General features: G+C 60.1%; 23 protein-coding genes and 1 pseudogene. 18 read left to right on the top strand and 6 right to left on the bottom strand.

The annotated features are described in order from the left end of the window. Positions 1-6: 6 nt before the first annotated feature. Positions 7-480, top strand: coding sequence for an ArsR/SmtB family transcription factor (locus ABIE28_RS08835; RefSeq protein ID WP_354062044.1), 474 nt, complete (start codon positions 7-9; stop codon positions 478-480). 31 nt (positions 481-511) lie between these two features. Here the strand turns inward: ABIE28_RS08835 and ABIE28_RS08830 are convergent, their stop codons facing one another. After that, on the bottom strand, positions 512-1,252 hold the full coding sequence (locus ABIE28_RS08830) for an SDR family oxidoreductase (RefSeq protein ID WP_354062043.1): 741 nt from the start codon (positions 1,250-1,252) through the stop codon (positions 512-514). Positions 1,253-1,384: 132 nt separating this feature from the next. Here ABIE28_RS08830 and ABIE28_RS08825 point away from each other — a divergent pair, with 132 nt between their 5' ends. After that, positions 1,385-2,296: a LysR family transcriptional regulator gene (locus ABIE28_RS08825; protein ID WP_354062042.1), complete on the top strand. Its 912-nt coding sequence runs from the start codon at positions 1,385-1,387 to the stop codon at positions 2,294-2,296. Positions 2,297-2,310: 14 nt separating this feature from the next. Here ABIE28_RS08825 and ABIE28_RS08820 read toward each other — a convergent pair whose 3' ends face one another. Continuing rightward, positions 2,311-2,556: a PilZ domain-containing protein gene (locus ABIE28_RS08820; protein WP_354062041.1), complete on the bottom strand. Its 246-nt coding sequence runs from the start codon at positions 2,554-2,556 to the stop codon at positions 2,311-2,313. A gap of 319 nt (positions 2,557-2,875) precedes the next feature. Here ABIE28_RS08820 and ABIE28_RS08815 point away from each other — a divergent pair, with 319 nt between their 5' ends. Further along, positions 2,876-3,514 (top strand): hypothetical protein, encoded by a 639-nt coding sequence (locus ABIE28_RS08815; protein ID WP_354062040.1) that lies wholly within the window; start codon positions 2,876-2,878, stop codon positions 3,512-3,514. A gap of 22 nt (positions 3,515-3,536) precedes the next feature. Here the strand turns inward: ABIE28_RS08815 and ABIE28_RS08810 are convergent, their stop codons facing one another. Next, positions 3,537-4,100: a helix-turn-helix domain-containing protein gene (locus tag ABIE28_RS08810; RefSeq protein WP_354062039.1), complete on the bottom strand. Its 564-nt coding sequence runs from the start codon at positions 4,098-4,100 to the stop codon at positions 3,537-3,539. Positions 4,101-4,221: 121 nt separating this feature from the next. Between ABIE28_RS08810 and ABIE28_RS08805 the strand changes: the two genes are divergently transcribed. Together ABIE28_RS08805 and tdh are read left to right on the top strand one after the other, a co-directional pair. Continuing rightward, positions 4,222-5,406: a glycine C-acetyltransferase gene (locus ABIE28_RS08805; protein WP_354062037.1), complete on the top strand. Its 1,185-nt coding sequence runs from the start codon at positions 4,222-4,224 to the stop codon at positions 5,404-5,406. A 2-nt stretch (positions 5,407-5,408) separates the two neighbouring features. Beyond that, complete coding sequence (tdh, locus tag ABIE28_RS08800) at positions 5,409-6,431, top strand: L-threonine 3-dehydrogenase (protein ID WP_354062035.1); 1,023 nt, start codon at positions 5,409-5,411, stop codon at positions 6,429-6,431. Between the two features lie 92 nt (positions 6,432-6,523). On the opposite strand, the gene ABIE28_RS08795 is transcribed toward tdh, so the two are convergent. Both ABIE28_RS08795 and ABIE28_RS08790 read right to left on the bottom strand, forming a co-directional pair. Next, entirely contained in the window at positions 6,524-7,078 is a 555-nt protein-coding gene (locus tag ABIE28_RS08795; protein ID WP_354062033.1) for a tyrosine-type recombinase/integrase, read from the bottom strand. A gap of 262 nt (positions 7,079-7,340) precedes the next feature. Beyond that, positions 7,341-7,721: a hypothetical protein gene (locus tag ABIE28_RS08790; RefSeq protein WP_354062031.1), complete on the bottom strand. Its 381-nt coding sequence runs from the start codon at positions 7,719-7,721 to the stop codon at positions 7,341-7,343. Positions 7,722-7,755: 34 nt separating this feature from the next. Between ABIE28_RS08790 and ABIE28_RS08785 the strand changes: the two genes are divergently transcribed. From ABIE28_RS08785 to ABIE28_RS08745, 9 genes are all read left to right on the top strand, one after another. Next, the gene (locus ABIE28_RS08785) at positions 7,756-8,265 is read left to right on the top strand and encodes a hypothetical protein (protein ID WP_354062029.1); all 510 of its coding nucleotides are present in this window, start codon (positions 7,756-7,758) and stop codon (positions 8,263-8,265) included. Further along, positions 8,262-9,269 (top strand): replicative DNA helicase, encoded by a 1,008-nt coding sequence (locus ABIE28_RS08780; RefSeq protein ID WP_354062027.1) that lies wholly within the window; start codon positions 8,262-8,264, stop codon positions 9,267-9,269. Before ABIE28_RS08785 ends, ABIE28_RS08780 begins: the two co-directional genes overlap by 4 nt. Continuing rightward, positions 9,266-10,063 carry a YdaU family protein gene (locus tag ABIE28_RS08775; RefSeq protein WP_354062025.1) on the top strand — a complete coding sequence of 266 codons (798 nt, stop codon included), beginning with the start codon at positions 9,266-9,268 and terminating at the stop codon, positions 10,061-10,063. Before ABIE28_RS08780 ends, ABIE28_RS08775 begins: the two co-directional genes overlap by 4 nt. Beyond that, on the top strand, positions 10,060-10,251 hold the full coding sequence (locus tag ABIE28_RS08770) for a hypothetical protein (protein WP_354062023.1): 192 nt from the start codon (positions 10,060-10,062) through the stop codon (positions 10,249-10,251). The genes ABIE28_RS08775 and ABIE28_RS08770 overlap by 4 nt, the downstream gene beginning before the upstream one ends. After that, positions 10,248-10,400, top strand: coding sequence for a hypothetical protein (locus ABIE28_RS08765; RefSeq protein ID WP_354062021.1), 153 nt, complete (start codon positions 10,248-10,250; stop codon positions 10,398-10,400). The genes ABIE28_RS08770 and ABIE28_RS08765 overlap by 4 nt, the downstream gene beginning before the upstream one ends. 113 nt (positions 10,401-10,513) lie before the next feature. Then, positions 10,514-11,269: a DNA-methyltransferase gene (locus ABIE28_RS08760; RefSeq protein WP_354062019.1), complete on the top strand. Its 756-nt coding sequence runs from the start codon at positions 10,514-10,516 to the stop codon at positions 11,267-11,269. Positions 11,270-11,319: 50 nt separating this feature from the next. Beyond that, the gene (locus ABIE28_RS08755) at positions 11,320-11,967 is read left to right on the top strand and encodes a hypothetical protein (RefSeq protein ID WP_354062017.1); all 648 of its coding nucleotides are present in this window, start codon (positions 11,320-11,322) and stop codon (positions 11,965-11,967) included. Positions 11,968-12,290: 323 nt separating this feature from the next. Beyond that, positions 12,291-12,509 (top strand): EF-hand domain-containing protein, encoded by a 219-nt coding sequence (locus ABIE28_RS08750; RefSeq protein WP_354062015.1) that lies wholly within the window; start codon positions 12,291-12,293, stop codon positions 12,507-12,509. A gap of 89 nt (positions 12,510-12,598) precedes the next feature. Then, a complete protein-coding gene (locus ABIE28_RS08745; protein WP_354062014.1) occupies positions 12,599-12,784 on the top strand; it encodes a hypothetical protein in 186 nt (61 codons plus the stop codon). A gap of 37 nt (positions 12,785-12,821) precedes the next feature. Here the strand turns inward: ABIE28_RS08745 and ABIE28_RS08740 are convergent, their stop codons facing one another. Further along, positions 12,822-13,187, bottom strand: coding sequence for a hypothetical protein (locus ABIE28_RS08740; RefSeq protein ID WP_354062012.1), 366 nt, complete (start codon positions 13,185-13,187; stop codon positions 12,822-12,824). A gap of 33 nt (positions 13,188-13,220) precedes the next feature. Between ABIE28_RS08740 and ABIE28_RS08735 the strand changes: the two genes are divergently transcribed. The 4 genes and pseudogenes from ABIE28_RS08735 (at position 13,221) to ABIE28_RS21140 (ending at position 17,106) form a co-directional block, all read left to right on the top strand. Then, positions 13,221-13,610 (top strand): terminase small subunit, encoded by a 390-nt coding sequence (locus ABIE28_RS08735; RefSeq protein WP_354062010.1) that lies wholly within the window; start codon positions 13,221-13,223, stop codon positions 13,608-13,610. Next, a complete protein-coding gene (locus ABIE28_RS08730; RefSeq protein ID WP_354062008.1) occupies positions 13,582-14,181 on the top strand; it encodes a hypothetical protein in 600 nt (199 codons plus the stop codon). The genes ABIE28_RS08735 and ABIE28_RS08730 overlap by 29 nt, the downstream gene beginning before the upstream one ends. Beyond that, a complete protein-coding gene (locus ABIE28_RS08725; RefSeq protein WP_354062006.1) occupies positions 14,133-15,107 on the top strand; it encodes a hypothetical protein in 975 nt (324 codons plus the stop codon). Before ABIE28_RS08730 ends, ABIE28_RS08725 begins: the two co-directional genes overlap by 49 nt. Beyond that, a pseudogene (locus ABIE28_RS21140) lies at positions 15,104-17,106 on the top strand (portal protein). The gene ABIE28_RS08725 and the pseudogene ABIE28_RS21140 overlap by 4 nt, the downstream one beginning before the upstream one ends. The last annotated feature ends 27 nt before the right edge of the window (positions 17,107-17,133 follow it).

The following is a 17,133-nucleotide window of genomic DNA, read 5'->3' as shown; positions in this document are numbered from 1 at the left end:
GCCACTATGCCACCGATCAACGTTCTCGTCGCGCTTGCCGATCCAACGCGGTGCCGCATTATCGAAATCCTGCGCGATGGCCCCCAGCCGGTCCACACGCTGGCGGGATCGTTCAAGATCAGCCGACCTGCCATCTCCCGGCATCTTCGCGTGCTCAAACAGGCGCGTCTGATCAGCGAGAAAAAGAGCGGCCGCGAAAACCGCTACGCGCTGCACCCCACCAAGCTGCGTCCGGTCGCCGATTGGCTGGCAGAAATTACGCCGCCGTCCAAGACTGCTGTGGTTGAGTCAGAGGCAGCGCCGGTGATTGCCACCGAGGTTCCGGTTGTCGCGCCTGAGCCCATTGCTGAGCCCACCCCAGCTGTCGCGGCGCCCGCAGACAAAAAGTCTAAAGCTCCAAGAGCCCCGAAACCAACGCCTAGTGCCGAACAAGTGCCTGCCGCTCCAAAGGCAGTCTCCCAGATGGGCTTCGACTTCTAAGACGCATTTCCCGTCAACAGAGCGCCTGACCTCAAACCATCCCGCCGTTGGCGCGTAGAACCTGACCATTGATCCAGCCGCCGTCGGGGCCCGCGAGGAACGACACGGCGCTGGCGATGTCCTCTGGCGTGCCGAGGCGTTCCAGTGGGTTCATTTTGGACATGCGGTCGACCAACTCGTCCGACTTGCCGTTGAGGAACAGATCGGTTGCCGTCGGTCCGGGCGCAACGGCGTTGACAGTGATCAAGCGTCCGCGCATTTCCTTGGCCATGATTGCGGTCAGCGTCTCGACAGCCGCCTTGGTCGCTGCGTAGACGCCGTATGTTTCTAGCTTCAGTCCGACGACGCTGGTCGAGAAGTTGATAATGCGTCCGCAATTGCGCAGATGCGCCGCAGCTTCGCGCAATGTGTTGAACGTGCCCTTGAGGTTGGTCGCGACCTGGCGGTCAAACAGCGCATCGTCACTCTCGCCAATCTTGGCGAGGCTCAAGATACCGGCATTGTTGACCAACACATCGACGCCGCCAAAAGCTCTCACGGCTTCGGCAAATAGGCGTTTGGTGTCAGCGGAATTTGCCACATCAGCCTGCACGGCTATGGCCTTGCCGCCAGCGCCCACAATCTTGGCGACGACCGCATCTGCCGCCTCCTTATTGCCCGCGTAGTTGACGACGACAGCGAAGCCATCGCGCGCCAACCGTTCGGCAATGGCCGCGCCGATCCCGCGCGAAGCGCCGGTTACGATGGCAGTCTTAGTTTGGGTACTCGACATTTCAGGGCCTTTCCTTGGCGCTGTCGGCTCCCAATGAGCCGTCTGTTTGCGTCGAAGCATATGTAGGCCTTTCCAATGCGGTACCAAAACGCATATAGATCGAGCTTATGATGACAAATAATCGGCCTAGATATGGCTTTTGATGGTCGCTTGCTCAACGGCATCGGCGTGCTTGCCGCCGTGGTCGAGGCGGGCAGCTTTGTTCGCGCGGGCGAGGCTCTGGGCTTGACCCAATCGGGTGTCAGTCGCGCCGTAGCCCGGCTTGAACTGCGCGTGGGCATCAAGCTGTTTCATCGCACAGCGCGCTCTGTCGTTCTGACCGAGGAGGGGCGACGTTTCTTTGAGGAAGTATCGCCACTCCTGGCAGGCATCGAGGATGCGGCGACCGAGGCTGCTGGCACCACGAGTGTGGTTCGTGGCCGTCTGCGCATTAATGTCGATACCGCATTCGGTAGCTATTTTCTGGCCCCGAGGCTGCAGCCATTCCTCGCCCGCTACCCCGACTTGGTGGTTGATCTGGCTGTGCGTGATCGAATGGGCGATTTGGTCGCCGAGGGATTTGATGTTGCGATCCGCTTTGGCGAGCCCGAACCCTCATCGCTGCGCAGCCATCTGCTCCTGCGGACGCGCGTGCTGACTTGTGCAGCACCGTCCTACGTTACGGCGCACGGAGCGCCGACGCATCCCTCTGAACTGACCTCCGGCCACCAATGCATCCTGATGCGCGACCCCAGCCACGGCGGACCGTTTGGTTGGCAGTTTCACCAGGGCAAGGAGGTCGTGGACGTCCCCGCGCGGGGTGGTCTGATGGTCAACGACACTGGGGCCTTGCTTGGCGCTTGTCTGGGCGGCCTGGGCATCGCCCAGCCGCTCGAACTCTACGCGCGTGATTACGTCAATGACGGTCGCCTTGTTCAGCTACTGCCCGATTGGGCGGAAGAGCGTTTCCCGCTCTATATGTATTATCGCCCCAACGACATGATGCCCGCCAAGATGCGGGTATTTCTGGATTTCGTGAAGGATCTGACCCGCGATCTGAACTGAAGCACCACAGCGCGCTACGCGGTGAAAACCAGTCCGGCCGATCGGCTCGTCTGCCAGACAAGTCGGCAGGGCTCCATACGATTGCCGAACAGAATGTAGCACTCTGTAGGAATTAGCTCCTCTTCAACCAGCCGCACGCGAACCCCGCTCTCGGACAGATCGAGCACGGCGGCGGCCAGCCTGGACATCCCTGAATCGCCAACTACGGTGGCCTTGATATCAACGGGGCGTCGGGAGAATTTTCGGCGATTGGTATTCATGCCGCCGGTCTGGAGGGAGTCGACGAACCAAGTAAGAATTTAATCCATAAAATGCGGTCTTTCCCCGACCATGTGAATTCCGGTGAAGAGTCTACATCCGGCGAACACTCGCTATCGTGGATAAGAAAGAAGTCCGGTACGTGGCTTCGATCATAGGTCATCTTATGACGGACTAATTCTCGGCTTGGCGCTTATGATGGCCGTCCGTGTCGGCCGACGAAGAGTCACTTCCGGAGCGACCCTCAGTCACAGTTGAGTAGTGCGATCTGCAAGATTGTGGTGATCTGTGACCTCGTCTCGAACCCACCGGAACCATTCCATGACCGCCGCTACTTCAGAAGAGTTCGCTCAGGTTTATTGGATTGGCGGCGGCAGTGGCGGTGGCAAATCAACGATTGCTGCGCGTCTCGCGGAGCGTTTTGGCATAGCGCTCTATCCCACCGATACCACCATGCTCACCCATGCAGAGCAGTCGACAACTGAAGAGGCGCCGCAACTGGAGCGCTTCAAACGCATGTCCATGGACGAGCGTTGGCTCACCCGCGACCCGCGCGACATGTTGGAGAGCTTTCACTGGTTTGAGGGGGAAGCGTTCGAGCTCATCTTGCGCGATCTGCGCGCCTATCCCAGGTCCAAACCTGTCCTCGTTGAAGGTCTGCGCTTGCTGCCGCACCTTGTTGCACCGCATCTTGCCCGACCGACGCAGGCACTCTGGCTGCTGCCGACGCCGGAGTTTCGTGCGGTGGCTTTCGAGCGTCGCGGTACCCTGTGGGACATTGCCGGCAAAACCAGCCGTCCGCCCGATGCGCTGCGCAATCTGTTTGAACGCGACGCCATGTTTACGGAGAGGCTGCAAGGAGAATTGCGCAAGCTTGAACTGCCGTCCCTCACGGTCGACGGGCAACGAAGCTTCGATGATACGGTCGACCTCGTCGCCGCCATGCTGGAGCTGTCTTGAGCGAAAACCCCAGCGAATGCCCTCAAGTCTCGTACACCACCACCATCAGCGCCCGAGCCGGCTTGGCGCTGCCATTGGTGATCTCGTGTTCCACATCGGCCCGATAGCGTGCCGTTTCGCCGGTCTTGAGGCTTTGCTGCCCCAGTGCCGTCCGCACTGACAGTCCCTCGCTGCGCGCGGTCAGGTGCTCGTGGGTGCCCGGGGCATGGGGCGAGCTGGTTAGTTTGCCGCCCGGTGCAATCTCGACGTCATACCACTCCACCCGTCCCGCCATCGTCGTCGGGCTTAAGATCCGCAACAGCCACTGGGCCTCGGGGCTCTTGATTTCGGGGGTATGGGCCACCGTCACCACATCGACAGGATTAGCCTGTCGTTGCGCGATTCCGCCATTGATCAGGTCGCCCAGCTCGATCCCGAGCGCCTGCGTCAGTCCCCACAGCACCGCAAAGGTGGGATTGGATTCGCCGCGCTCGATCTGGCTCAGCATGGAGCGTGACACGCCCGATAGCGCCGCCAGGCGATCCAGCGTCAAATGCCGCGCCTTGCGCTCGCGCTGGATAATCGGACCGATATTGGGTGCGTCCACCGTGTTTTTCTCCCCGTTGCGCCGTTCCTAACCCGGTCATCGGGTCCCGCCAAGATAGTTCAGCCGTGGATTGACAGGAAGTCCGTTATAGCGGATTTTATTCCACAATGGAGGAACTGCTATGACTGTCGCCTTTCTCGACCATCTTCGTTCGACCCTCTCCCAAATCGAGGCTGCCGGGCTCTACAAGCGTGAGCGCGAGATTTCCGGGCCGCAGGGTGGCCGTATCGCGGTTGGCGACAGAACGCTGATCAATCTCTGCGCCAACAACTATCTCGGCCTGGCCGACCATCCCGAGATCATCGCAGCCGCCGAAACGGCGCTGCATCAATACGGCTTCGGCATGGCCTCGGTCCGCTTCATCTGCGGCACGCAGGACCTGCATCGCGAGCTGGAACGCGCCGTCGCCGCCTATCTCGGCAAGGACGACGCGATCCTCTTCGCCGCGTGTTTCGACGCCAATGGCGGCTTGTTCGAAACCCTGCTTGGCCCCGAAGATTCTATCATTTCCGACGCGCTCAACCACGCCTCGATCATCGATGGCGTGCGCCTCTCCAAGGCAAAGCGCTACCGCTACGCCACCAGCGACATGGACGAACTCGAGACCCAACTGAAGCAGGCCGACGCTGATGGCGCGCGCTTCAAGCTGATCGTCACCGATGGCGTCTTCTCCATGGATGGATATGTTGCCAAGCTGCCGGAAATCCGCGCTTTGGCCGATCGTTACGGCGCCATCATCGCCGTCGATGATTGCCACGCCACTGGCCATCTTGGTCCGCAGGGCAGGGGGAGCGGTGCCCTCACTGGCGCTGAGCCCGACATCATCACCGGCACCTTTGGTAAGACGCTGGGCGGCGCCATGGGCGGCTTCATCACCGGCCCGCAACCCGTCATCGACCTACTGCGCCAGCGCGCGCGCCCATACCTCTTTTCCAACGCACTCGCCCCCGCCGTCACCGCTGGCTCCCTCAAAGCCATTGAAATCGCCAAGGCCGCAGATGACCGCCGTGACCTCCTGATGCGCCACACCAGACGCTTCCGCGACGGCCTCAGCAAGGCCGGGTTCGAGCTGCTGCCAGGAGAAACCCCGATCATCCCTGTCATGCTCGGCGAAGCCACCCGCGCGCAGGATCTCGCCAAGGCTCTCGACCGACGCTGCGTTTATGTCGCTGGGTTCTTCTTTCCCGTCGTACCGCAGGGCAAGGCGCGCATTCGCACGCAGATGTCGGCGGCGCTCGACGACACCGATATCGATTTTGCCATTGGCGCCTTCGAGGATGCCGGGCGCGAGCTGGGGATTATTTGACCATGAAGGCACTCGTCAAAGCCAAGGCCGAACCGGGCATATGGATGGAAGATCGTCCTGTGCCCGAAATCGGGCCCGAGGACGTTCTGGTCAAGGTCCACAAAACCGGCATTTGCGGCACCGATATCCACATCTACAAATGGGACGAATGGGCCGCCAAGACGGTCCCGGTTCCCATGATCACCGGCCACGAATATTCCGGCGTCATCGCCGCCGTGGGTGCCAAGGTTACCAATCTGACGATCGGTCAGCGTGTCTCGGGCGAAGGCCACGTCGTCACCATGAACAGTCGCGCCAGCCGGGCCGGCAAGTTCCATCTCGATCCCAACACCAAGGGCATCGGCGTCAACCTGCCTGGCGCTTTCGCCGAATATGTCAAAATCCCCGCCTTCAATATCATCCCGCTGCCCGACAGCATTGATGACGAAATGGGCGCCATCCTCGATCCGCTCGGCAACGCGGTCCACACCGCGCTTGCGTTCAACATCGTCGGTGAAGACGTCCTGATCACCGGCGCTGGCCCCATCGGCATCATGGGCGCTGCCGTCGCCCGCCATGTCGGCGCCCGCCACGTTGTCATCACCGACGTCAATCCCGAACGCCTCAAGCTCGCCGCCGAAGTCGCAGATGTCGTGCCCGTCAATGTCGCGACGGAAGACCTGCGAGATGTCATGAACAAGCTCGGCATGAAGGAGGGTTTCGACGTCGGCCTCGAAATGTCCGGCGCGCCTGCCGCGCTCGATCAGATGATCGACCACATGGTCATGGGCGGCCGCATCGCGCTGCTCGGCGTCCCGGCGCAGAGCTTTAACTTCGACCTCGGCAAGATCGTGTTCCGCATGATCACGCTACGGGGCATCTACGGCCGCGAAATGTTCGAAACCTGGCACAAGATGCTCGCCATGCTCGAATCCGGCCTCGACGTCCGCAAAGTCATCACCAAACGCATGCCCGCCACCGACTACGCCGAAGCCTTCTCCCTCGCCGCGGCCGGCGAGAAGGGCAAGATTGTACTGGAGTGGTAAGGACGGGCTAGATAGCGCGCGGGAATTAGGCGACACCCGAAAGCATATGGCGATCCCGGGAGGATCGCAACATACAGTTTCGGCCATTGTAATCATTGCGATTTTACGCCTAAACCCCGCACCGGATCGATAGGTGCGGGAATAGATGTTCTCGTTTCGTCGTCGTGTTCTGGCCCTGGTATCAGCATGCCAACGCCCGCAGCTGCCATTTTCGCGCGGCTCGCGGTGCGCGTATAGACGGCTGCCTGTTCCGCGTTCGTCCAGCCAAAAATACCCATCAACTGGTGATCTGAGGCGCCATTTTCGGCTGCAAACGTCGCGCCTGCTTTTCGTAGCCCGTGGGCACGGCCTGGCACTTTTGCCTCTTTGCATGCCTTAGCAAACCAAGTTCCAAAAGCCTCCTTGCTCCACGGGGTGTTCTTCGTGGTCGCAAGGAACGTGAGGTCGCCAGTTGGCCCGGCGTCGATAGTCTCCTGCAGAACGCCAAGCATCGGCAATACGATCTCGACGCCATTTTTCGTTGCCCGATAGCGTATGACGCCATTGCGCACGTGCTGCCGACCCAACTGAACCAAATCCCCACGCCTCAGCCCAGTGTAAAGCAGCAGGTCCATTGCGAGCCGCTCTCGCGTCCCTACGAGGAGCAAGAGGCGATCCTTGAACTTTACATGGGCGCTCTCGGCATGATCCCGGCTGCGGATTACGAGTGATGACCCGCGCCCGTCGCCCTTCAATCGATATCGCGCCGGTTCTCTGGGCAATGGTCTACGGGCTCGCTCTCGTGCTGTTTGCCATGCACGCCATGATGATCGTCGGGGGCTTTGAGTGATGGCTTCTGCGCTTTCGCCCATCTATGGCCGCGCTTGGTCAGCCGTTGAAATGGCATGCGCGGCTCGATTGGTGGCGGGGTCAAACCTTGCCGCCAATCACCAACGTCAAAGAAGGGCGCACACCGAGCGGGGCAACTCGTGCGCCATGTGTGCGTCCTCCCTTGCCGTTGACTACGCGCAAGACAGGCCGGGTCTGACGCCTCGGGCTGGGTACGTTCGGAAGGCCGGAATCCTCCTCCTCCCTCGGGCTTTTCGTCACTTGCTGGCCGAGCGCTTCACTGTCGCTCGCCAGCCTTTTCATTCCAGCGCCTTCATCGGTTCCCGCCGATCCGGCGCTCAATCCCTTCCTTGTCAGCCAAGCTCTCAATTCCGGGCTGACATCGATCATCATCTCAACCTGCGCCTTTCGCTCGATCCGTCTCTCGTTGGCTTTGACCCCAACGAGAACGGATTGACGCATGCGCAAATATTCTTTGCTCCCGGAGCAAACGCCAATGACTGACATGTCTGTTGTTGATGAGGCCAGCACCTGGGCCGATTGGCTTGAGCAGCGAGAACATCGCGGCCCCGGCGATACCGTCGAGGCGGCTCGGTCCCGCGCCTCCCGTAAGCACAAACTGCCCGAAAGCCTCTTGTGGTCGCTGCGCTACCGCAAACCGAAGCGCATTTGGGCTGACCTTTACAAAAAGCTTGAACTGGCTGTTGCGGCCGAAGTCCAAAGCCAGGAGGCGCATCTTGCCCACGAAATCGCAATCACCCGCGCCCTCGTTACTTCGGAGGCTGGCAGGGCTGTTGTTGAGGAGGCTGCGGCTTTTCTGGCAGCGCCGGTTGGCCCGCAAGAGCGAGCATCTGCCGAACCAGCCAGCCCAGCCGCCGAGCGGGCCGGAGAGCTAACCCCGATCATATCGAACGCCGTGTTGCCGAGCATGAGCCGCGCCTCTTTGGCCGTCGCTCCTATGACTTTGTGCACATCGATACCGTTTTTCCAAAGGAGGACTAAATGAGCACTCGCAAAGCAACCGAAACTGAGACATTCGAGGCTGACCCTTATGAGGTCGCCACCGCCTGTCTTGCCGATCTGGACGCCTTGATGGAGGTCCGCGAGGAAAAGGCCGGTGCAAGCCTCCGGCAAGCGACTGAGGCACTGTTCGATGACATGCGCAACCCAGACGCTCCGAAGGGCGCAACCACTGGCATTCGCATTCTTGACGGCAAGCTAAACGGCTATCGCCGGGGCCAGCTCTATGTGATCGCCGGCCGCCCTGGCATGGGCAAGTCCGCTTACATGTGTTCCTCGCTCTGGCGCACCGCACAAGGCGGCGCCGGGGTTGCCATTTTCTCGCTGGAGATGACCAAGCAGGAGATTGCGGCGCGCATGGTGTCCGACGCCTGCGACGCGACCTCGGCACCGCATTTCGGCGCTTTGCTCAAAGGCATGAGTGACCCAAAGCATGATGACCTGATCGGGGCCGCACAGCAGGCCCTTTCGCGGTTGCCATTCCACATCGATGATAGCGCCCGCCTGACCTTCGCCCAGATCGCGGTCAAAGCCCGCCGCCTCAAGGCAGAGATGGCCGCGGAGGGCATCACGCTCGGCGTCATCTGTATCGACCATATGGGGCTCGTAACGCCTTCTGATCGCTATGCGGGCAACAAGGTTGCCGAGGCCGGTGAAGTGTCGGGCAGGGCGCGCGCATTGGCCAAGGAACTCGATTGCTGTGTGGTCCTGCTTTGCCAACTCTCCCGCGAGGTCGAGAAGCGCGATGACAAGCGCCCGGTGATGTCAGACCTTCGCTGGTCCGGTGAGATCGAGCAGGACGCCCATGTGATCGGGTTTCTGTACCGAGACGCCTATTACCTCGGCCAAGACCCCGACGCCGATCCTAACCGGCTCGCAGACGCACGCTGGGCTATGGAATTTCTCATCCGCAAGAACCGCAACGGCGAGACAAGCGATGTCCGCCTTTGGTGCTCGATTGCGCACTCATCGATAAGGGACAACTCATGAGCGAACGCCCCTTCATGCAACTCTACGTCTCCGACTACCTGGGAGACACGCGCCACCTGTCCTGCGAGCAGCACGGCGCCTACCTGCTGCTGCTCATGACCATGTGGAACGCTGGCGGCAGCCTGCCAGATGACGACGCCAAACTGTCGCGTTGCGCTTGCCTGTCAATCAAAAAATGGAAGGCGATGCGCGCCGATATTGAACCATTTTTCACCGTCGAAGGCGGCGAATGGACCAATGATCGCCTGACAAAAGAGCTTCAAAAAAGCACGACGAAAAGCGAATTGAGGTCTTCCGCCGGGGAAAGGGGTGGCCGTGCTAAGGCATTGAAAACAAACAAAGCGGCGCTAGCAAATGCTACAGCTTTGCCAAAGCATCTTCCAGATACCAGAAACCATATAGCTGCTGCGCAGCTTAGCCCGAGCGCATTTTTGTATGATCGGCTGATCGAAGCCGCGTCGTCTCGTGGCCCATGCCATCCAAACCTTGCCATGGGCATCGGGCAGATCACCGACCTCATTGCCCAAGGTTACGACCTCGACCGGGATATTCTGCCCATCGTCAGCGAAAAGGCCCGGCCCGACATCGGCAGCTGGAAGTTCTTCGCCACAGTGATCGTCCAGCGTGCCGCCGAGCGCGTTGCCATCCCGGCCAAGCCAGAAGCGCCACAGATCGACTGGGCAGCCCGCCTCAAGGTGTTCCGCGAGAGCGGCACATGGGGCGCCTGGGGGCCGCCTCCCTGCGAGCCTGGCTGCCTCGCGCCACCCCAGATGCAGCAGAAGATCGCCGCATGATCGTCCCTCTCTCCTCCCAGACTTCCTACATGGAGCGCCACCGGGGCAAGGGCAGGGAACTGGCCAGGACCAAGCCTGAGACACAAGCCGCCGTCGATATAGCTGAGGGGATCATTCTTACCCTCGCAGCCTACCAAGAATTCGTCGCCAACGACCGCCAGCAGGCGCAGGAAAGGAACACGAGATGAGCCCGGAGACGACCACAGTTTACCGCGCCCTCGACGGGAAACGGTTCTTCACCAAGAAGGCGGCGATCCTGCGTGACGTGGTTTTCCGCATGAAAGCCAAGTCTGAAAAGGGCGGATGTGATGACGAGCTACGCGTCGGCGAGCACTAGCAACGGGCCTACTGGACCCAAGAGCAGTTCCAACACTTCCGCAATGTCGCCAATCGCTATTACCAGCGGTTCGGCAGAGTCCCCCACTCCCCAGCCAAGAAGGATAGGGAAGGATGAGTATGTCCGCTGCAGCGCAAATCTTGGCACTGGATGATGTCACGCTCTGGCAGGGCGATTGCATGGACTTGATGGCAAACATCGAGAGCCAATCGGTTGACCTCGTTCTTTGCGACCTTCCTTACGGCACGACCCAAAACAAATGGGACAGCGTGCTGCCACTGGACGCTCTGTGGGCCGAGTACCGCCGCATCTGCCGTGGCGCTGTTGTCCTGACAGCGCAGACTCCATTCGACAAGGTTCTCGGGGCATCAAACGTTGATTGGCTGCGATACGAGTGGATTTGGGAGAAGACCGAGGCCACAGGCCACCTCAACGCCCAGATCGCGCCGATGAAAGCGCATGAAAATGTGCTGGTGTTTTATGACCGTGCACCGACCTACAACCCCCAGAAGACGTCAGGCCATGCACGAAAGAGCGCGACTAGGCGCTCTGACACGACGCCGAACTATGGCGCGCAATCATTTGATCCTATTCGCTACGACAGCACAGAGCGGTTCCCCCGCAGCGTGATCTACGGCCCGACCGACAAGCAGAAGGCGGCGCTCCATCCCACTCAGAAGCCAGTCTGGCTGATGGAGTATTTTATCCGAACCTACACCAACCCCGGCGATGTCGTCTTGGACAACTGCATGGGCAGCGGGACCTCGGGTGTCGCCTGTCTGCAGAGTGGCCGCCGCTTCACCGGGATTGAGCAGGACGCGGGCTATTTCCGAATTGCTGAGGATCGAATGGGCTCAGTCCTCGCCTAACCTCCACCACCGACTAATACAGATAGACCATAATCAAGGGGCACTAGCGAATGGCGAAATCGAAGAAGGGCCGGAAGCAGAAGATTGCTGCAGAGACCGGCATCGAAAAGCGCATGGTCGATAGTCCCTTGCGCACGACCGCCACCTATCTGCACGAACTGGACGAAAAGCCAGCCGCACAACAGCCAGGGCGGATCGAGGTCAATGTCAAGATGGCCACGCTCATCGGCGGCTTCTCCCGCGTGCGCAACCGCACAGAGGCGGAGACCATGGCTGCAGCTCGCTTTCGTGGCCTCTATGAACGCGCCCAGCTCGGGGGCGCTCGGGCAATGGACTATGAGGCCGTTAAGGTGGACTCGTCAGGGCCATCAGAGGAGGCCGTGTTTGAAATTGGGGACCAAGCCCGCCGCGAGTACATGGGTGCCGTCCAGCGGCTCGGGATGGACGCCTCAAGCATCGTTGAGCAGATCGTGGTGCATGACATGTCCGTTCGCGATCTGGCGAAGGCTCGCGGGGAGGGGGAGGGCGGTGCTGCTCGGGAACGTATGACGCAGCGCCTCAAAGATGCAGTTGCCGACCTCAGCGAACACTTCGGATATGCCGGAACTGCCCCAGACCGCTCCCGGATTCGCGGACAGCATTTCGATATGAACAGTCATGAAGAATTGTCCACCGTTGAGCCGAACAAAGCCGCTTGATTGTTCAGGCCAAATCACCCCATATGTTGGGTATGGTGGCGTTCTGCGCCCGACAGATACAGGCCCGCCCAGTGCGGGTCTTTTGATTCAGAAATCCCCGTCAGAGGATTGGTTATTGAGGCGGCCAAGCGTGCGCGGGAGCGTTCCCTTGACGATGGCAAAGCCCTCTCGGGCGAAACTGGACCCCGAGGGATAGCGCAAACAGCCGCCTCAATCTCTCCCAGCAGGTAAGTGCATTGGAGCGCAGTATTGGCGCTTGGCGATTAAGGGAAAACGAACGAGTGGTTCCCTAAAGCCTAGGAGTGAGGCTAGGAGGGTACTCGATGAAATCAAAGACATTGCTGGTGGCAACTTTGGTCGTTGCCATGGTGGGGTTCGCATACGCGGGACCGTCCAAGACCAATATCAACAACCCATGGAATTATGGGCCGGTGGGTATGGTGGACGACCTGTTTGATCGACATGACGCTGACGGCGACGGTTTTATTAGCCGCGCTGAGGCGACAGCCTACTTCGAAGAGATGGCAGCTAAAGGCCGCTAAGGCCCGCGGCTCCGCGCCGTTTCCCGCCGATACAAGTCCGCTAATTCAAGCCCCTCCCTAACCGGTGGGGCTTTTGCATTGGAGACAGCATGAAAGCTCGTGCCACTGCTCACAAACTCGCCCTCGGTGAGACGACCAAGGACGGCAGCTATTTCCCGAAGGTTGACGGCAAGCCTGTCGGGGAAGGTGGCCGCGCTTTCTGGCCCACGCGCCCTGAAGCGCAGCGTGTCGCCAATCGCTTCCTGACTAAGCTCATCGCCTACGATGCCTCCTAACCCCATTCCCCAGCCCTTGGTATAACGGCCAGGGGAGTTATAGCCCCAGTGCACGAAGGATGGTGGTGATACAAGTCGCTCCAGCAACTATTGCACTGAGTACCGCCGCTTTTGTGTTCAGTCGCGATTGGTCATGGTAGTATTGATCAACTTCAACCGGGTCCCAATCAAGTCCGTTGAACATATTCCCCGACACCGCTTCCCCGGCATCTGCGACCACAATCCGCACAGCGCCTCGCTGGCCCACCAGTTTAAATGGGCTCTTGACCTTCGATAGATCCCACCACACCACGCTTGACCAAACCCAAAGAGCGCCAGAAGCGAGCGCTGTCGCAAAACTAATCATCAATACCCCCCCAAAAAACTGCACGCCGACTAGAACAAAACTATCGCCAAGTGCCAAGCCTTCACCGGCTGGAAGAAATGGATTTGCGTGATGGCCGTGCTCAAGAACGCAAAGCACGAGCGCTTCGCCCAAGGGCTGGCAAAAGGCATGACGGCAGACGAGGCTTACGTCGAAGCGGGCTACAAGCCGCATCGCGGCAACGCCTCAACCCTTAGAGCAAATCAGAACATTTTAGACCGGCTCGCAGAATTGCAGAACAGAGCCGCCGAACGCGCCGTTGTGACCGTCGCATCCATAACGGACCGGCTGCTGAACATCGCGACCAAGCCGGAGAAATCTTCCGACGCCCCGATGCTTTCCGTCGCTCGCGCTGCGCTGATGGACGCCGCAAAGCTCAATGGCCTTGTGGTCGAGAAGAACCTGAGCGCGCAAACCTCTGTGGAGGACTTGCTTGACCAACTCGACGGCAAGGCTGGTTAAGCTCGCGGCGATCCGCGCTGACTTCCCGACATTCGCGTCGGAATGCCTCAAGATCAAAACCAAGTCGGGCGCTATCGTCCCGTTCACTCTGAACAAGGCCCAGCTTTACATCCACGAGCGGCTAGAGGCGCAAAAGGCCAAGATTGGCTATGTGCGCGCCCTGTTGCTCAAGGGCCGCCAACAAGGAGCCTCAACCTATATCGGCGGGCGCTTCTATCATCGTACCTCGCTCAATCGCGGCATCAACGCTTTCATCCTGACACACGAGCAGGACGCGACTGACAACCTGTTCAAGATGGTGTCGCGGTATCACGACAATAACGGGCTGGCGCCGCAGACCGGCGCAGCGAACGCCAAGGAATTGAACTTCCCGCGCCTCGACAGCGGTTACACGATTGGCACGGCAGGAACCAAGGCTGTCGGGCGATCCAAGACGATCCTTCTCCTGCATGGTTCCGAGGCCGCCTTCTGGCCCCACGCTAAAACGCACTTTGCCGGCTCCTCGAATCCACGGCCAACGGCATGGGAGGCGAGTTCCACGGGCGCTGGCAGCAGGCCGAGGCCGGAATAGGCGACTATCAGGCGATCTTTGTGCCCTGGTATTGGCAGGACGAATATCGGCGTCCAGTGGCTGAAGGGTTTGCGCTCGATAACGAAGAACAAGCTTATGCCGAAGCCTATGGCTTGACGCTTGAGCAGATGGCATGGCGCCGCGCGAAGCTGGCAGAACTCGAAGGCCCGCTACTGTTCAAGCAGGAATACCCAGCGACAGCGGCCGAGGCATTCCAGATGACCGGCCATGACAGCTTCATCAAACCTGAGGTGGTGCTGGCAGCGCGCAAGGCGGAGAACGAAGCCGTCGGGCCGCTGATCATCGGCGCAGACCCGGCGCGCTTCGGCAATGACCGCTTCTCGCTGGCATGGCGCAAGGGACGCAAGGTTCAGAAGCTCGAAAGCAAAGGCAAGATCGACGTTGTTGCTGGTGCAAACTGGGTCAAACAGGTCATCGATACCGATAAGCCCGCCCGCGTCTTTATCGACGTTGGCGGCGTCGGCGCAGGTGTCTATGACCTTTTGAAATCGTGGGGCTATGCTTGGGAATACGGCACGACCGACCCGCGCAAGGTTGTGGTGCCCATCGACTTCTCAGGCACTCCGCAGCAGTCGGTAATGATCCTGCCGAGCGGCGAAGAACGCCCTGGCCCCTACAATCGCCGTGCCGAAATGTGGATGCGCTCGCGCGACTGGCTGAATGAGCCCGGTGGCGCTGACATTCCAGATGACGACGGGTTGCAGGCAGACGCTTGCGCCCCAGGCTACCACTACAGTTCCAACAGCTATCTCCTGATCGAGAGCAAAGAAGCGATGCGCAAGCGCGGCATGCGTTCCCCTGACGAGTGGGATGCCGTTGCGCTCACCTTCGCCGAGCCGGTCAACGAAAACACCCCAGCACTCGATCTGAATGCAGGACTAGGCGGAGGCTCAGCTTGGGCATGACCAAACTAGAACACGCCGAAATCCTCGAACTGTTCAATGAGGACTGGAAGGCCGACGAGGCCAACCGGGACGCCAGCTACGACGATCTGCGATTCCTTGCGGGCGACCAGTGGGACGCTCAGGCCCGCGCCGAGCGTGAGGCCGCGCGCCGCCCCATGGTGACGATCAACCGCGTTGGCCAGTTCGTGCGGCAGTGACGGGCGATATGCGCCTCAACCCCACGTCGATAAACGTGCTGCCAGTGGATGACGCGGGCGACATCGAGAAGGCGGAAATCTACGAAGGCCTCATCCGGCAGATCGAATACGCTTCGAACACCACGCAGGCTTATGCCCATGCCTTTGAGTGTTCGGCCGGCATTGGTATCGGGCATTTCCGCATTAACACACAGTACGCGCAGGACAGCGTTTCCGATCAGGAAATCACTATCGAGCGCATCATCAACCCGCTCGCCGTGGTCTGGGATAGCGCGGCGGTGATGATTGATCGTTCCGACGCACTTCATTGCTTTGTCACGGAGCTAATGCCGCGCCGGGTGTTCAAGAAGAAATACCCAAAGGCCGGCGAAGACGACTTTCCGCACTTCGATCAGGGCTCGGCGCTGTTCTGGCGCTCCGACGACAGCATTCGTGTTGCCGAGTTCTGGCACAAAGAGCCATACGAGCGCACCCTCGCGCTGATGCTGGACGGCTCGACCGTCGACATCACCGATGTGCGGAAGGCTGATCGCAAGTTCCTGCCGATCCAACAGGAGCGCACGTTCACCGATTACCGCCTCAAGCAGTACATGCTTTCGGGCTCGGAGATCTTGTCTGGGCCGAACGACTGGGCCGGGAAGCATATCCCCATCGTGCCCGCTATCGGGACTGAAATCCCGCTGGACGAAAGTATCGTGCGGCACGGGCTCGTGCGCTGGCTCAAAGACCCGCAGCGGATGTATAACTACTACCTCTTCAGCCAAGCCGAACTGATCGGCCAGCAGCCGCGCTCGCCATTCATTCTGACTACTGGCCAAGTGAAGGGCTATGAAGCGGAATGGAATACGGCCAACACCAACCCCCGGCCGTGGCTCCCTTACAACGCTGATCCAGCGGCGCCGGGTGCCCCACAGCGCCTTGACCCGCCACAGGCTAGCCCTGCGCTCTGGCAAGAGGTCCAACTCGCCACCGACGACATGAAGGCCACCACCGGCATTCACGACGCTTCCCTCGGCGCCAGATCAAACGAAACCAGCGGACGCGCGATCATGGCGCAGCAGCGCGAAGGCGATGTCGGCTCGTATCACTACTTCGACAACTTCAAGGCCGCCATCAAGCGGGCAGGGGTCATTCTCGTTGACCTGATCCCTGCCATCTATGACGCGCCGCGCACCGTGCGCATCATCGGCTAGGAAGAAGCCGAGCCGGAATATACGCAGGTCAACCAGCCCGCGTTTGATCCGGTCGAGTATGTCGAGACAGTCCTCAACGATCTGTCGGTGGGCAAGTTCGACGTGCGTGTTACTGCTGGCCCATCGTTCTCCACACAGCGCGAAGAAGCCCGCGAGAGCATGATGGCCGCGACCCAGGCAAAACCGGCTCTATGGCAGGTTGCAGGCGATCTAATCGTCAAGGCGATGGATTGGCCTGAGGCGAAGGAAATCGCCGAACGCCTCAATCGCATGATCCCACAAGAGATTACCTGCGACGAGGAAGCCTTGGCAAAGCAGGCCGAAAGCCAACAGCCTCCGCCCGATCCTATCCAAGAGGCTATGGGCCGGTTGGCGATGGCGAGCGAGGAAGCCAAGATCAACAAGGACGAGACGGCCGCCATGCTCAATGCCGCGAAGGCAGAGCAGATCGCCGTCGCGACCGAGCTCGCCCCGGTCAAACTGGAACTGGACGCCGAAAAGGCCGCCCATACCCACAAGCACCAAGACAAATCCCTGCTTCTGAACGCGGCGAAAACCGCAACAGATGCCGAATACTGCGCTGCGCAGCCCCAACAGCCGCAGTTCTAACCCCATCGTCGCAACATTCCACTGTTG

This window comes from Devosia sp. 2618 (assembly GCF_040546815.1).
GTDB lineage: Bacteria > Pseudomonadota > Alphaproteobacteria > Rhizobiales > Devosiaceae > Devosia.
This window is presented reverse-complemented; position numbering and strand designations above follow the sequence as displayed.

What these genes read in the sequence shown, in the direction of transcription:
- ABIE28_RS08785 (WP_354062029.1), top strand. Translation starts at nt 7,756, where the DNA reads ATGACTGACATGTCTGTTGTTGATGAGGCCAGCACCTGGGCCGATTGG.
- ABIE28_RS08770 (WP_354062023.1), top strand. Translation starts at nt 10,060, where the DNA reads ATGATCGTCCCTCTCTCCTCCCAGACTTCCTACATGGAGCGCCACCGG.
- ABIE28_RS08775 (WP_354062025.1), top strand. Translation starts at nt 9,266, where the DNA reads ATGAGCGAACGCCCCTTCATGCAACTCTACGTCTCCGACTACCTGGGA.
- ABIE28_RS08735 (WP_354062010.1), top strand. Translation starts at nt 13,221, where the DNA reads ATGGCCGTGCTCAAGAACGCAAAGCACGAGCGCTTCGCCCAAGGGCTG.
- ABIE28_RS08745 (WP_354062014.1), top strand. Translation starts at nt 12,599, where the DNA reads ATGAAAGCTCGTGCCACTGCTCACAAACTCGCCCTCGGTGAGACGACC.
- ABIE28_RS08760 (WP_354062019.1), top strand. Translation starts at nt 10,514, where the DNA reads ATGAGTATGTCCGCTGCAGCGCAAATCTTGGCACTGGATGATGTCACG.
- ABIE28_RS08790 (WP_354062031.1), bottom strand. Translation starts at nt 7,721, where the DNA reads ATGCGTCAATCCGTTCTCGTTGGGGTCAAAGCCAACGAGAGACGGATC.
- ABIE28_RS08825 (WP_354062042.1), top strand. Translation starts at nt 1,385, where the DNA reads ATGGCTTTTGATGGTCGCTTGCTCAACGGCATCGGCGTGCTTGCCGCC.
- ABIE28_RS08805 (WP_354062037.1), top strand. Translation starts at nt 4,222, where the DNA reads ATGACTGTCGCCTTTCTCGACCATCTTCGTTCGACCCTCTCCCAAATC.
- ABIE28_RS08835 (WP_354062044.1), top strand. Translation starts at nt 7, where the DNA reads ATGCCACCGATCAACGTTCTCGTCGCGCTTGCCGATCCAACGCGGTGC.
- ABIE28_RS08780 (WP_354062027.1), top strand. Translation starts at nt 8,262, where the DNA reads ATGAGCACTCGCAAAGCAACCGAAACTGAGACATTCGAGGCTGACCCT.
- ABIE28_RS08725 (WP_354062006.1), top strand. Translation starts at nt 14,133, where the DNA reads ATGGGAGGCGAGTTCCACGGGCGCTGGCAGCAGGCCGAGGCCGGAATA.
- tdh (WP_354062035.1), top strand. Translation starts at nt 5,409, where the DNA reads ATGAAGGCACTCGTCAAAGCCAAGGCCGAACCGGGCATATGGATGGAA.
- ABIE28_RS08830 (WP_354062043.1), bottom strand. Translation starts at nt 1,252, where the DNA reads ATGTCGAGTACCCAAACTAAGACTGCCATCGTAACCGGCGCTTCGCGC.
- ABIE28_RS08820 (WP_354062041.1), bottom strand. Translation starts at nt 2,556, where the DNA reads ATGAATACCAATCGCCGAAAATTCTCCCGACGCCCCGTTGATATCAAG.
- ABIE28_RS08755 (WP_354062017.1), top strand. Translation starts at nt 11,320, where the DNA reads ATGGCGAAATCGAAGAAGGGCCGGAAGCAGAAGATTGCTGCAGAGACC.
- ABIE28_RS08750 (WP_354062015.1), top strand. Translation starts at nt 12,291, where the DNA reads ATGAAATCAAAGACATTGCTGGTGGCAACTTTGGTCGTTGCCATGGTG.
- ABIE28_RS08815 (WP_354062040.1), top strand. Translation starts at nt 2,876, where the DNA reads ATGACCGCCGCTACTTCAGAAGAGTTCGCTCAGGTTTATTGGATTGGC.
- ABIE28_RS08765 (WP_354062021.1), top strand. Translation starts at nt 10,248, where the DNA reads ATGAGCCCGGAGACGACCACAGTTTACCGCGCCCTCGACGGGAAACGG.